We start from the raw sequence: 14,337 nt of genomic DNA, 5'->3' as shown, positions 1-14,337 counted from the left end.
ACTAACGTCCTATTTTTACATCCTTTTCAATTATAGTGGTTTATTATTTATAATCAATGTATTTTCTCTATGAATTTATTAATAGTATTAAAAAAAACCATCTGAACTTCTGCTTTTGAGTACAGAAATTAAGACTGATTTTTTTATTTGCTTTTTGCAATCAACTGACTATTCGCGCCAAGCTATAGCTAGACCCTTTAAAAAGTTTCGGGCGTATCGATCGCCACATTCTTTGTAGTTTCGGTGCCCTTCTTTTCTAAGGACCGCACTCAATTCACTTTTTGAAATCTGTACTCCAGCATTTCCTAAAACACCTAACATATCTTCACTTGTAAGAGACAGTGCAATTTTAATTTTTTTAAGCAACATATTATTTACGTTTTTATCATTTATCACCATTGGAACTAGCTTTTCTGGCTCATTTACTGCAGACTCTTGTCTACCTCTTTTAAAAATAATTAAACCATTTAAAAAAGATTCCAACGTTTGGTTAGAACAGTCTTTTACGTAATCATTTTTTTGAAATTCCTCTTTTTTTATAGTATCAGAATTTTCATTTTTTGATTTAGTCAGCATTTTCTTTACATCTTCTTTTGTTATCTCTAATCCGCCTAATTTAAAAATCTCTACCATCTCGGTATCTTTAATATCTAAAGCGTATCTTAATCTTACTAATCGATCATTATTGTTCATCTTATTAACCCTCCACAAGCTTTTTCAAATTATTATCTTCCATTAGTATAAAGCTTTCTTGGCTGTATTGCATCCTTTGCCAGAAGATAAAGGTTATTCTAATCTTCACTTGAGAACTAATCATGCTCTTTTTTTGGTATGCCTGCTTTCAAGAGTTGTTCATCTTTAAACATAAATAGCGTCAGGATAAACAACAATACACCTGAGACCACTAGAAGCCATTCTATTCGAATAATATCTGCAAGTGGACCAAAAATTAACATTCCCAACGGCATCATTGCTGTGGCAATCATGGTTTGTACACCAAATACTCTTCCTAAATAATCCTCTGGTACCTTTTCTTGCAATATCACGATTGTCGGTGCATTTAACAGTGGCATAACGATTCCAAAGACAGCCATAAGGAGTGAGTATATCAAAAAATTAGGAATCATTCCCAAAAGAACCGTGCATACACCCATCACTAAGATAGAAAAAGTAATCGAGTGCATTCGATTCTTAAAACCTCCCCAAAAGGCTATTAAAAAGCCTCCCAGTATCATTCCTATTGAAAAGGCTACCTCAATTGTAGTCAACCTCCATACGTCTTCCCCAAAGGTTCGCGTTACTTGCAATGGTGTTAAAAAAGAAACTGGAGCAGCTAATAAATAAGCCAGTGAGAAGTAACGAAATAATTTTTTCAAATATGCTTGATTATCAATGTAAGAAAACCCTAATTTAAGATCTGTAAAATAAGAATTCACTTGAATTTGTTCCGCTTTTTTATGTGTAGGAATATCTAAGAAAAAAAGCAACACGACTATAGCCAGTATTGCAGTAAGAACATCGATTGAAAAAATAACTTCCATTGAAGCAAAATTTAATAATACTCCACTCGCCATTGGTGAAATCAACATTGTACCTGCCTGGATGCTTCCATTAATACCATTCACTTTAGTGAGTTTCTCTTCTGGTACAATTTGAGGCAATACTGCGCTAACCGCTGGTGTCTGTATTCCCGCGCCTAGAGCTCGAACAGCTGAAGCAAACAGTAAAGCCCCTACAGAACCAGAACCGCTTAGAAAAAGGAAAATCAGGAGTAAGGTTGAGAGAGCAATCACTGCATCTGAAAGGATGATAAGTTTTTTTCGATTATAGCGATCCGCCCACACACCGGCAAATGGAGAAAGGAAGAAAGTCGGCAAAAAACCAAAAATAACTGCCAGCATCATAACTACGCCTGATTGTTCTCTCAATGTAAGGTACCAAGTAATAGCATATTGGACTAATAAAGAACCAAACAATGAAATCGTCTGACTGATCAGAAACAGAGCAGTTGTTCGTTGCCAATGTTCCTTTAGTTTTCTTCCCTGCTGATTCACACTATTCCCCTCCAATAGGTGTAACGATTTGTTACCTTTGTTTGTTTACTAATAGTATACATGAGTCTTTCTTAAATCAGTTACTACAATCGTTAAGTATTTTAAATTTTTCAATAAAACATTCTCCCGCTTCACCTTACTAAAGGGTGTACTCATAAATCTCATTCTTCTATCTAAATAACAATAGCTTATTGTAATTCCTATCCTTTACTGCTAGAATAAATCAAAGCAAAGTCCTTTTAAATTAATCCAGAGAGATTAAAAAGGGTAACAAGTCAATTTATGATACGATACCTGAGGTCCTTTTGCGAATACACCATTCATAAAGGGCATTTTTTGTGCCCAAAAATAGGAGGAATCGTATATGTCAAGCAAGAAAATTATTCAAGTAGATGAAAAAGTCCCAGGAAAATTACTGGTCCCTTTAAGTTTACAGCATACATTTGCTATGTTCGGAGCTTCGGTATTAGTACCCATTATCTTTGGTATTGATCCTAGTATTGTTTTATTAATGAACGGAATTTCTACGTTATTATTTATTCTTATCACCAAAGGAAAAGCTCCTGCTTATCTTGGTTCAAGTTTTGCCTTCATTGGACCTGCAAGTATTATTATTGCGAATCAAGGATTTGCTTATGCTCAAGGAGGTTTTGTCGTCTTAGGGATCATTGGTTGTCTCTTAGCCTTATTCATTCGACGTGTAGGTACAGCATGGATCAACATCGTTCTTCCACCAGCAGCAATGGGCGCAGTCGTTGCTTTGATTGGTTTGGAACTAGCTGGAAACACCGTTCAAGGCGGTGCAATCGGTGCAAACTTGATGACCGAAACGGCCTCATCGCAAGACTTCATTGTCTTTTTCATTACTTTAGGTGTAGCGATTTTAGGTTCGGTACTGTTTAAAGGATTTTTATCCACTATCCCAATTTTAATCTCAATCGTTGTCGGTTATATCTCTGCTGCCGCTTTCGGAATGGTGGACTTTACACCTTTAATGGAAACGTCATTGTTTACCTTGCCCCATTTTCAATGGGCAAAATTCGATGTGAATGCCATATTAACGATGCTGCCGGTTCTTCTTGTCTTAACTTCTGAACACATCGGACATCAGGTCGTCACTTCAAATGTTGTCGGCCATGATCTGATAAAAGATCCTGGGTTGCATCGCTCTTTATTCGCCGACAATTTGGGAACTGCTTTATCTGGTCTAATTGGTGGGGTTCCAACAACAACTTATGGAGAAAATATTGGCGTCATGGCGATCACACGTGTTTACAGTGTTCGAGTAATCGCTGGAGCAGCCATCTTTTCAATCTGTATGGCTTTCATTGGACCTTTAGCAGCGTTTATCTCGACGATTCCAGGAAATGTCATTGGTGGAGTAACCTTCCTGCTTTACGGAATGATCGGAACAAGTGGATTGCGCTTATTAGTGGAATCTAAAGTAGATTATAGCAAATCAAAAAATTTAATTTTAACTTCTATCGTTCTTGTTGCTGGTTTAAGCGGATTAACGGTTAATTTTGCGGGAATCGAATTAAAAGGGATGATTCTTGCGAGTGTAGTCGGAATTATTCTAAGTATCGCCTTTTATTTATTTGAAAAAGCCGGCATAATGAACGAATCAGACGAAGACTAAATACAACTAAAAAAAGCTGAGTTACATTTCTCTCTATTATTACTAAATAGAAGAAATCGTAACTCAGATTTTTATTTATAGTTTTTTAATTTGTCATTCAATTTTTCGTAAACAACTTTCATCTCTGGCTCAGTACAAGCTTCAACAGCTTCCTCGAGTTTCATCCATTTTATTGCACTATTTTCGTCCTCTTTTACCCTTGTTAATTCCGTTTCACTCGCTTCAATCAAGTAGGTTATGTTTAAATGCAGATGTGTTGCGATAGGAACTCCTTTTTTCATGTGGCTCGGAACACCTAAAATTTCTAACGAATAAATCGTGTTTGCTAAAGGAATGATATTCATTAAACCGGTTTCTTCTGTTGTTTCTTTCAAAGCCACTTGTAACAAATTTGCATTGCCATCTGCATGTCCACCAATCCAAGACCATGATTGATAGATGTTGTGATAGGCCATTAAAACTTTTGTACGTTCTGGATTAACGATCCAAGCTGAAGCCGTAAAATGCGCAAACTCATTTTCGCGCGTCAGCAAATTGTCAAAAGTATCCATATACTTTAGGATAACTTCTTTTTCTTTAGCTTCTTGAGTAGTATAAGGTATGTAATGGTTGATTTGTTCTCTTAAGTTCATCTAAGATTCTCCTTTATTAAATTCTATTTATAACATTGAACCATTCAACTACTTACTGATTTCAATTTCTATAATTAAATAGGTCATTTTAAGTCTACTTTTGTTTAAAGTACGCTTAGTAATTATACCTCAAATGCTAAATTGCATTTAAACTATGTATATCTCCGAAACCTATGTTAATCGACTTAATTCTTTGTTTATAATACTGTAAACTCATGGTACTAGTATCTTTGTCCGTTTTTAGAATTCTTAAAAAAGAGTTTAGGTGCCGTATGTGATATGCTTTCTCACACATACGGCACGCAAGATGAGTTTACCTATTTATTTTATCGATAGAAATTTAAAGGTCTTAAAGTACTCAAAAAAACACTTAATTGCTTGTTGTAAAGGCACCTTAGTATTTTTTACTGTTAAAATTGAGATGTTAATAAAAACATAAGCGGCATCTTTTTAACCTGTTCCTACAAAAATCCCAGCATTATTCAGCAGGTTGTTCTGTGTCTGCTTGCTGCTTAGGATAAATGATTGTTGAACCTTCAATGACAGCTTTCGCCCCGTACATTCCGATCTCATGCAAAATTGTTTTTTTCTCCGTCATAATATGGTGAACAGTCACTCCTTTTAATGCCAAGGTATTTGAAACAATCAACCGGTGGCACCTCCAAGGAACACTTTCAGAACACATATAACAAACCCGTTCTTTACCTTCGATTGCCATTAAGTCGCTGATTCCTTTTTCATAGTCTTCTGTTAAACTATACGCAGCATAATTGCGAAAGGATGCGTTTCTCCATCCATCAATCAATGATTCCTCTATTTCACGGTTTTTCTTTCTTCTGCCGCCTAATTCAGGCATATGCAGGTAGTGAATACCGTGATCAGGCACCCATTTTTCAATATTTTCTTTATTAAACTGCGGCATATGTTTACTGCCTGGATAAGAACGAATATCAACCAATGTCTCTATCTTATAAGTTTTAAGCAAATCAATAAATTCCTCGCTGCTATGCGTTGAATGTCCAATAGAATAAATGTCCATTTTAATCCTACCTTTCCTTTTGTCTTGATCATTTACTATCTATCACTACAACTATACTAAATCAAAAAATTGATTAATTAAAAGAAGTACACTTTTTCAATAACTCGTTATATTCATCTAGTATATTATTCTATTTTACTTCTAACCATTCAGAAAGGTATAATAAGTGTATAGTGTGTAAATTGTTATGCCTATTTTTATAAAGCAATATATTAGGAGAGATCAAATTGGAAAACACAGTAGGAACAGTAGTACGCGGCCTTCGCGGTCCAATCATCAATAAAGGCGACGATATTGAACAAATTGTAGTGGAGACTGTATTAAATGCAGCTAAGAATGAAGATTTTTCTTTTGAAAATCGGGATATTGTTACTATAACCGAGTCAATTGTGGCACGTGCACAAGGAAACTATGCATCAATTGATGATATTGCTGAAGATATCAAAGCAAAATTCGGCGATGAAACAATCGGCGTCATTTTTCCAATATTAAGTCGTAATCGCTTTGCAAATATCTTACGCGGTATTGCAAAAGGTGCAAAAAATATCGTTTTAATGTTGAGTTACCCTTCTGATGAAGTAGGGAATCAACTTGTTGAGATCGATGAACTGGATGTCAAAGGTGTGAATCCATGGACAGATGTTTTAACTGAAGCTGAATTCCGTGAGCATTTCGGTTATAAAAAACACCGATTTACTGGGATCGATTATATCGATTACTATAGAGAGTTGATTGAAGCTGAAGGCGCAACTTGCGAAGTCATTTTCTCAAACAATCCCAAAACTATTTTAACGTATACTAAACATGTCCTAACGAGTGATATACATTCACGTTTTAGAACAAAACGTATCTTATCAACTAATGGTGCTGAAACAGTATACGGCCTTGATGATATTTTAACAACATCAATCAACGGCAGCGGCTTTAATGAAACTTATGGCCTGCTTGGATCAAATAAAGCAACAGAAGATACCCTAAAACTCTTTCCAAATAATTGCCAGCCAATTGTTGATGGTATTCAAGCCAAATTAAAAGAACTAACAGGTAAAACAATTGAAGTCATGGTATATGGTGACGGGGCATTCAAAGATCCAGTTGGTAAAATTTGGGAACTTGCAGATCCAGTTGTTTCGCCTGCATACACCATAGGACTTGAAGGCACTCCAAACGAAGTGAAGTTAAAATATCTAGCCGACAATAACTTCTCTCATCTTCGTGGAGAAGATTTAAAACAATCTATTTCTGAATACATCCAGAATAAAAAGGAAGATCTAGTTGGTACGATGGAAGCACAAGGTACTACTCCACGTAGATTAACAGACTTAATCGGTTCGTTATCTGATTTAACCTCTGGTAGCGGAGATAAAGGAACACCTATCGTTTTTATTCAAGGTTACTTCGACAACTATACAAAATAAGTTTAATATAAAAAAGACGTATTTCAAAATAAGTCATCCCCTAAAAATCTAATTTTTAGGGGTTTCTTTGTATAAAAATACGATTAATAGCTTCAAATTATTTAATTCAGACTTTTATTTGACTTGTATAGACCACCTTCTGTATAATAAGAATCGCGTGAATTTTCACGACTATATATTTAGAGGAGATTTACAAAATGGATAAAGATAAATTAGGTAAAACAGTTACCTTTAAGGAAATAACTTCAAACCCTGCTCCACTTGGACTTCTGGGTTTCGGAATGACTACCGTATTGTTAAATCTTCATAATGCTGGATTTTTCCCAATGGATTCAATGATTTTTGCAATGGGAATTTTTTATGGCGGATTTGCACAAGTTATTGCAGGAATTATGGAATGGAAAAAGGATAATACTTTTGGTGCTACAGCATTTACATCATATGGATTCTTTTGGCTATCATTGATTGCAATAAATATTTTACCTACTATGGGTCTAGGCGAAGCTCCTTCTAGTCTATCTATGGCAGCTTACTTATTCATGTGGGCTATCTTTACATTTGCTATGTTTATTGGAACACTTAGAATCAGCAAAGCTTTACAAGTTGTTTTTGGATCATTAGCACTTTTATTCCTTTTATTATCTTTAGGTCATTTTACAGGCTCTGCACTTATTTTAACAATTGCTGGTTATGAAGGAATCATTTGTGGATTCTCAGCAATTTATGCTGCAATGGCACAAGTTTTAAATGAACTTTATGGAAAAACAATTATGCCACTTGGCGAAGTAAAAAAATAAACTAATTATTATTAAAAAAACAGCCTATCCGGTTTACAATCGGATAGGCTGTTTTTTTGTGTTCATCAATCAAGATAGTAACTATTCGTAATTACACTAAATCGGATGACAACATCTTTATTCCATAATAAATTCACCAATCAGTTTATTAACACGTTCAGGTTCTTCATGGTGCACCCAGTGAGTAGCTTCACCAAGCAATACTCCTCGGCCATTTTCACAGAATTCAAGACTTTTACTGGCCAATTCAGGACCTAAAAATTGATCTTTAGCTCCCCAGATCAAGAACGTTGGGACAATCACTGGAGATGGAACATCTGAACTAGTATAGTTGGATACCAAAGCACGGTACCAATTGATCATTGAACGCATAGCACCTGGCTGAGACCACGCAGTTCGATATTTTTGTAAGTCTTCTTCACTGAAGGTTCCTTTTCGGCTGCTGGCCACTAATGTCTTCTCCACAACTTTCCAATTAGACATGCCAAATATTTTTTCCGGCAATCCTCGCAATTGAAAGAAAGCAATATACGAACTTTTTAGAATTTGTAACGGGTGTGTTAAGAGTTGGTTACTCATAGCCATTTCGTGTGGAGCGTTAAGAATAACCAACTTATGCAATAACTCAGGATATTCTCTTGCTACTCTCCAAGCCACGATTCCACCCCAGTCATGACCTACTAAAATTACTTTTTCTTTACCGGAAGCTTTAATTAAACCAGCAACATCTGCAGCTAAATGATCCGTTCGGTAATCACTTACTTTTTTAGGTTTATCGCTAAGATTATAGCCTCTTTGATCTGGAGCCCATACTCTAAACCCTTTATTTGCCAGTTCAGACATCTGATTGCTCCAACCATACCAAAATTCAGGAAACCCATGCAGTAAAATCACTAACTGTCCATTTTCAGGTCCTTGTTGAACAACATGCAGCTTGATTCCATTCGTCTCAATATACTTATGCTCTTGTATTCCCATATCTTAGAACCTCCTGTGTGAAGCTAATCTTAACACCTTACATATTTACGTTTAAAGCCTATTCTTCCTTTTTCTACTTGTTTTTGAATACTCTCATAAGCATTTAAGGTACTGTTTTTTTTGTTTTCACGTTTGACTTCTACTGTACCTACTTCCATTGCTGTCTCAAGTGCCTTTTCATGTAAAGGAGAAAATGAAATCCCAACCGTGGATAGGAAATTGTTCATGGACGCTTTCGTGCGTTCCGGCGCATCATGAATCGTCTTTTTTACATGATCAAGCATGTCAGAGATCTTGCCTTCAGAAAATTCATTGTCTGAACGATTTCCTAAAAGCCAACAATAACAACTCCAGCCCGCAGACATTCTCAATTCTTGACCACTTGCGATCCATTTATCCGCAACGTCTTGTGCAATATCTGATTCAGATAATGTTACAGCTACCACAAAATCAGACAACATATAGAAATAAGCTGCATCCATCCAGCGATCAAAATCAGACTCCGTCATAATTTTGGGGTCCGAAATAACACCAGCAAAATACATAGCATCATAATTACCTGTAGCATAAAGCTCTTCCGCTAAAGGTTGATTTTTTTTTATCTTCTTTGACATAGGTTTCATTTCACCCGTAGTTACACCAAAAAGCGGCTCTTGTGCACCATTGGACAGATATATTTTCTTCATTCTTGGCTTACTTAAGTCTTCAAGCTCCTGCATAACTGTTTCAAAATTCATAATTGTTTGTATCTCCTTACTTAATTTAGTAAAAAATTAGTGTCAGGATTTGAAAGAATACCTAAAACTCATCACGAGCATCACGCAACTCTTTAAAGTCCTCCATCTTCTCTGCTTGCAGAAACAGATTGATTTTTTTCTCTTTACCAATTGTTGTAGGTAAAGTTGGTTTTCCTTTTGCGCGCATTTCATTGACTTGGTTTAAGGCTTCAGAAATGGCTGTGTTCGATGGCTGCATAGAATGCGCAAAACGTAAATTGGTTTGCGTATATTCATGTGCGGCATATACTTGTACCTCATCGTCTAATTGTTTGAATTTCTGTAAGGCATCATATTGAGCTTGATAATCTTTTGTAAAAACTCGGCCACAGCCTGCTGAGAATAAAGCATCCCCGCAAAAGAGAACATTATCCATTAAGAAGCTGATATGTCCCTCGGTGTGTCCGCCCGTTTTTAATACTTGGACATTTTTTCCTAACAAATTAAAGGAGTCTCCGTCCACTACGATATGGTCTGCTATGTCCTCTGTTTCTTTCGGCCCATAAATTGAGGCATCTGGGTATTTTGCTGAAATTTGCTGAACTCCTCCGATATGGTCGTCGTGATTATGCGTTAAAAGGATGGAGTTTAACTGTAGCTGCTTTTCCTCTAAGTAGTCCATTACTTGTTCAGCTTCTCCTGGATCGACTACCACTGCCTCTGTACCTTCTTCAATAATCCAAATATAATTATCAGAAAATGCTTTTACGAGATTAATGTCCATAATTCTGTCTCCTCAATTTAAATTTTAGTATCCATAGTTGAAAAGTACTTTTTAATATATTATTAATTATACCAGAAACTTACATTTATCAAGTAGTTACCATAATCACTACCTTACTACCAAATCTTTTTTATTTTTAGTAATACTATACAACCATTCCATTTTTCCTATTGAGTGATGAACACAGGTACGTAACTTTGATGTGAAATTTTGATAAGTAATTTCTCATAAGAAGCTTTTTCTGATATTATATTCTTATAACGATTTAATGGAGGAAAATTAATCATGATGGAATTCAAACAAAATATTCGTGGAAATGTAGCTTTAGGTATAAATCCACTTGGATGCAAACAGGAAGTATTGAATCAAATTGACTATGTAAAAGGCAAAGGAACTTATGAAGGTCCAAAAAAAGTATTGATCATTGGCGCATCATCAAGCTACGGCTTAGCTACCCGAATCAGCTTAGCTTTCGGTACTGGAGCAGATACAATTGGCGTTTCTTTTGAAAAGGGTCCAAAGAACGAAAAGAATTTAGGTACAGCTGGCTGGTACAATAATATTGCTTTTCGAGAAGCCGCTGAAAAAGAAGGTCTGATTGCTAAAAACTTTGTTCAAGACGCCTTCAGCCACGAAAGCAAGCAAGAAGTCATCGATTATATAAAGAACGAATTTGGCGGTAAAGTAGACTTAGTCGTTTACAGTCTGGCAAGTGGTCGAAGAACAGATCCTACTACTGGAGAAACATATACTTCTTCGATTAAAGCCATTGGAGAGCCCGTGGTTGGACCTAATATTAATATGCAAAATCAAAGTTATTACACAGAAACACTAGACCCCGCAACTGATCAAGAAATCGCTAGTACAGTGAAAGTAATGGGTGGCGAAGACTGGGAACTATGGATGAAAGCACTAAAAGAAGCAGATGTTTTGACGGATGGAGTTCTAACAACAAATTATTCTTATTTAGGAACTGAATTGAATCATGATTACTATGGTGGGGGTACTCTTGGTCTCGCTAAAGCGGATTGTGATGAAAAGACAAACAATATTAATGAGTTACTAGCTGACATAAACGGCAAAGCTCAGATTGTAGTCGCTACTGCAGTTACGACTAAAGCAAGTTCAGTTATTCCTTTTTTCCCGGTGTATTGCATCGGTCTTTACAAAGTGATGGCAGATAAAGGCACCCATGAAACACCAATTATGCATCAAGACCGCATTTATAGAGAAATGATTTATGGCAACAAGCCTGAATACGATGAAGTGGGCCGTCTTAGACCTGATAACTGGGAACTTGACAGCGACACTCAGGCTAAAACGAAGGAACTTATCCTAAAATTAAATGAAGATAATTTCAATTCTAATCTGACAGCTTACGACATCTTTTATAAAGAATTTTCAAATTTAAGTGGCTTTATGGTTGATGGCTATGTTGATCAAGATGTTACTATAGAAGAATTAAAAGCACTACACTATTAAGCAGTTGTGACTCTATAAATAAACAAAGAACCCCCTCACAGTAAAATGCGAGGGGTTCTTTGTTTGGATGGATTACAAGAGTCTTTTTGACTTCAGATCGTTGGCCATATAAATTTTGTACAGTTTAGTGTAGACAATCCAATCTAAGTCTATTTTAAATAATCAAATAAGTTTTTTCCGTTTATTTCAAATTCATCATGGGTTGATTTTACGTAATTGACGTGATGATACAATGAGAAATATAAGAGACCAAGAAAGAGGTATAAGCTACTTGCTACAAGCCAAATATCAACGTTAGTATATAGCAATAAGCCGGCACCAACTATGCTACCTAATAGAAAGAAGCTGAGATTCAGTAGTTGGAAACGGGCCTTCCATAACTCGGATTTTCGTCCTGCTAAACTTCTACCTAAAGCCAAACCAGCATCAGTTAGGTTTCCAGACATATGTGTCGTACGAACAATCATCCCTTTATAATAGACAAACATACCATTTTGCAGACCTAAAATCAGGGTTGTCTCTAGCAAACGCCACCAAGGATCCTTAAGCATAATGCTTCCCGCTAAAATCGCTAAACCGGATAAGATTTGAATATAACCATACCGACGTTTCAATTTAAAGACCTGTTCTGGAAATAGGAATCCACTCAACATCGTTCCTAAGAAAAAGGCTAGTATAACGATTATCAAACGAATAAAACCCTCGAAATCCCCTTTTACTAAATGAATCATACTGTTTGATAAACTCCCCGTATGATGGGAGCTAGTAGCTGAAAATAAAATAATCGTTACAACGTTCATAAATCCTGCAGTTGCAGTTAAGAGGAAAATCCAACTCGTTAACTGAATATTTAGTGCTTTTTTTCTCAATACAAACCCTACTATCATAAACATTTTTATCTATTACATACCTCAAGTGTAACTTAAATCTACCTATAATAAATTATTTTTGCAAGGTATTTATAGAGAATCCTAGTATTGGTGATAATTTATTGTTGTCTTGTTTATTATAATACAGTGCTGATTGTCTATTTCTTTTTAATCAAAATAGATTGTTAAAACCCTAAAGTAATAAAATATGATACAAACTATTCTTTAATTGATTGAGACTCTGCTGCCAAACCTTTTTGAACACCTGGTCGTTCTGCAATGCGCTGAGACCATTCTAAGAGATGGGTATATTCATCTAGATTCAAAAATTCATATGATCCTTCATATAATTTTCCTAAAGCTAAACGGCCGTACCAAGACCATATAGCAATATCTGCGATAGTATAGGTATCACCAGCTATATAAGGTCGGTTTGCTAAGGTTTTATCAAGTAAATCTAACTGACGTTTCGTTTCCATCGTGAAGCGATCAATCGGGTATTCCATAGGCTCTGGAGCATAAGGACCTGCTCCCATTTGCCAGAATAACCAATTAAGGGTTTCAGTCCGACCGTGAATATCTTTCGGAATCAGTTGGTTAAATTTCTCCGCTAAGTAAAGAAGAATGGAACCTGATTCAAAAATATTTAATCGAGGACTTTGACTTTGGTCAACAAGGGCTGGAATTTTAGAATTAGGATTGATTTCAACAAAATCTGAACCAAATTGGTCGCCTTCGCCAATATTGATAGTATACAAATCATAATCTGCGCCTTCTACACCCAACTCTTTTAGCTCTTCGAACATGATCGTGACTTTAATGCCATTCGGTGTTCCTAATGAATAAAGTTGAAACGGTGCCTCTCCGACTGGTAATTTTTGTTCAAAACGACTACCAGCTGTTGGACGATTGCCACCTTTTTTTGAATTCTCTTCTTCCCACTGCCACACTTTTGGTAATTTATATTCTGACATTTTAACACTCCTCATAATATTTATTCATAACTTCATCATACTACGCAAGCACCATTTTGCCCAAATTTTAGCCTTTTCATTTACTTATACTAAAATTCTTATTGATGCATTAAAACAGCTACAACGAACATAACTAAACATACTCTATCTATAAATCTATCTTTTCTCCATTAACACTAAACTCAATTATTTCCGCAATTTTATAATCATCTCTGTGTTCAATTACGTAAGCAACTTCATAAAGTTCTCCATCTACGTCTAGCTCGTGCTGTACAAAGGTAGTTAAATTTCCCTCATCTAAACTAGATCTACTGCTAGAATGTTCGATTTTTTCCCCCACGATGTTTTTTTCAATAATCTCAGTAGTTAATTTACTATAAGCCTCTGACAAAATAGCATAATTCCCATTATCACCATGCACTTTTGCATCCCAAATCTCTAACCAATCAAAATATAACTCTTCAGGATCTTCTCCGTATTCTTCAGCTATCTCGTATACAGTCTCCCGATCACCTGAGAAATCATCTATAGCATTTAATCTAGTTATAATGATATCGCACCACTCCAGGTCTTCTTCGGTAAGATGTCTTAATCTAGTTACTTCTGGATAAAAAGTTGTTGTCATTTCATCGGCTACAATACTTTTTTCTTCAGTTTCTTCAACTGCCTCTACGGTCTCTACTACAGCCTCATCTGTTGTATTCTTTGAGCTTTCTTCCATGTCAGTTGCTGCAGAACAAGCACCTAGCACCAACCCTAACGATCCAATTAATACCAATTTATTAACAATAAATCCCATTCTCTTTCTCCCCCTAAAATAGTAAATCAAAAATATCATACTTAATAATTACAATTGACTGTTATTTTATCACTAAACTCAATTATATTTCTAGGGTATCTGCAAAACTCTGTTCACAAGTATAATTTACTTTAATTATTCTCAATATTTATACCG

14 protein-coding genes are annotated in these 14,337 nt (G+C 35.7%); 4 read left to right on the top strand and 10 right to left on the bottom strand.

The genetic code is table 11. From position 1 onward, the window contains the following. Nucleotides 1-168: 168 nt before the first annotated feature. Nucleotides 169-693 (bottom strand): YehS family protein, encoded by a 525-nt coding sequence (locus tag ABS916_RS07710; RefSeq protein ID WP_350451327.1) that lies wholly within the window; start codon nt 691-693, stop codon nt 169-171. Between the two features lie 116 nt (nt 694-809). After that, nucleotides 810-2,054, bottom strand: coding sequence for an MFS transporter (locus tag ABS916_RS07705; RefSeq protein ID WP_350451326.1), 1,245 nt, complete (start codon nt 2,052-2,054; stop codon nt 810-812). A 364-nt stretch (nt 2,055-2,418) separates the two neighbouring features. Here ABS916_RS07705 and uraA point away from each other — a divergent pair, with 364 nt between their 5' ends. Then, a complete protein-coding gene (uraA, locus tag ABS916_RS07700; protein ID WP_089977508.1) occupies nt 2,419-3,693 on the top strand; it encodes a uracil permease in 1,275 nt (424 codons plus the stop codon). Nucleotides 3,694-3,764: 71 nt separating this feature from the next. Here uraA and ABS916_RS07695 read toward each other — a convergent pair whose 3' ends face one another. Both ABS916_RS07695 and ABS916_RS07690 read right to left on the bottom strand, forming a co-directional pair. Beyond that, nucleotides 3,765-4,325 (bottom strand): NUDIX hydrolase, encoded by a 561-nt coding sequence (locus ABS916_RS07695; protein WP_350451325.1) that lies wholly within the window; start codon nt 4,323-4,325, stop codon nt 3,765-3,767. A gap of 478 nt (nt 4,326-4,803) precedes the next feature. Next, nucleotides 4,804-5,364, bottom strand: a complete 561-nt coding sequence (locus ABS916_RS07690) for a DUF488 domain-containing protein (RefSeq protein ID WP_350451324.1) — start codon at nt 5,362-5,364, stop codon at nt 4,804-4,806. A 227-nt stretch (nt 5,365-5,591) separates the two neighbouring features. On the opposite strand from ABS916_RS07690, the gene ABS916_RS07685 reads away from it, so the two are divergent. After that, nucleotides 5,592-6,782 carry a coenzyme F420-0:L-glutamate ligase gene (locus tag ABS916_RS07685; RefSeq protein WP_350451323.1) on the top strand — a complete coding sequence of 397 codons (1,191 nt, stop codon included), beginning with the start codon at nt 5,592-5,594 and terminating at the stop codon, nt 6,780-6,782. A gap of 197 nt (nt 6,783-6,979) precedes the next feature. Next, on the top strand, nt 6,980-7,579 hold the full coding sequence (locus tag ABS916_RS07680; protein ID WP_350451322.1) for an acetate uptake transporter: 600 nt from the start codon (nt 6,980-6,982) through the stop codon (nt 7,577-7,579). A 117-nt stretch (nt 7,580-7,696) separates the two neighbouring features. Here the strand turns inward: ABS916_RS07680 and ABS916_RS07675 are convergent, their stop codons facing one another. From ABS916_RS07675 to gloB, 3 genes are all read right to left on the bottom strand, one after another. After that, nucleotides 7,697-8,557: an alpha/beta fold hydrolase gene (locus tag ABS916_RS07675; protein WP_350451321.1), complete on the bottom strand. Its 861-nt coding sequence runs from the start codon at nt 8,555-8,557 to the stop codon at nt 7,697-7,699. A gap of 29 nt (nt 8,558-8,586) precedes the next feature. Further along, nucleotides 8,587-9,276, bottom strand: coding sequence for a DNA alkylation repair protein (locus ABS916_RS07670; RefSeq protein WP_350451441.1), 690 nt, complete (start codon nt 9,274-9,276; stop codon nt 8,587-8,589). A 79-nt stretch (nt 9,277-9,355) separates the two neighbouring features. Then, complete coding sequence (gene gloB / locus ABS916_RS07665) at nt 9,356-10,057, bottom strand: hydroxyacylglutathione hydrolase (protein ID WP_350451320.1); 702 nt, start codon at nt 10,055-10,057, stop codon at nt 9,356-9,358. Between the two features lie 288 nt (nt 10,058-10,345). Here gloB and fabV point away from each other — a divergent pair, with 288 nt between their 5' ends. Further along, nucleotides 10,346-11,539 (top strand): enoyl-ACP reductase FabV, encoded by a 1,194-nt coding sequence (gene fabV / locus ABS916_RS07660; RefSeq protein ID WP_350451440.1) that lies wholly within the window; start codon nt 10,346-10,348, stop codon nt 11,537-11,539. A gap of 149 nt (nt 11,540-11,688) precedes the next feature. Here the strand turns inward: fabV and ABS916_RS07655 are convergent, their stop codons facing one another. The 3 genes from ABS916_RS07655 to ABS916_RS07645 all read right to left on the bottom strand — a co-directional run bounded on the left by ABS916_RS07655 (nt 11,689) and on the right by ABS916_RS07645 (nt 14,181). Then, nucleotides 11,689-12,408 carry a YoaK family protein gene (locus ABS916_RS07655; RefSeq protein WP_350451319.1) on the bottom strand — a complete coding sequence of 240 codons (720 nt, stop codon included), beginning with the start codon at nt 12,406-12,408 and terminating at the stop codon, nt 11,689-11,691. A gap of 218 nt (nt 12,409-12,626) precedes the next feature. Further along, nucleotides 12,627-13,382: a glutathione-dependent disulfide-bond oxidoreductase gene (yghU, locus tag ABS916_RS07650; protein ID WP_350451318.1), complete on the bottom strand. Its 756-nt coding sequence runs from the start codon at nt 13,380-13,382 to the stop codon at nt 12,627-12,629. Between the two features lie 148 nt (nt 13,383-13,530). Further along, nucleotides 13,531-14,181: a hypothetical protein gene (locus ABS916_RS07645; RefSeq protein ID WP_350451317.1), complete on the bottom strand. Its 651-nt coding sequence runs from the start codon at nt 14,179-14,181 to the stop codon at nt 13,531-13,533. Between the last annotated feature and the right edge of the window lie 156 nt (nt 14,182-14,337).

It is taken from the genome of Carnobacterium sp., from assembly GCF_040274945.1.
In the GTDB taxonomy this organism is placed as follows: Bacteria; Bacillota; Bacilli; order Lactobacillales; family Carnobacteriaceae; genus Carnobacterium_B.
This window is presented reverse-complemented; position numbering and strand designations above follow the sequence as displayed.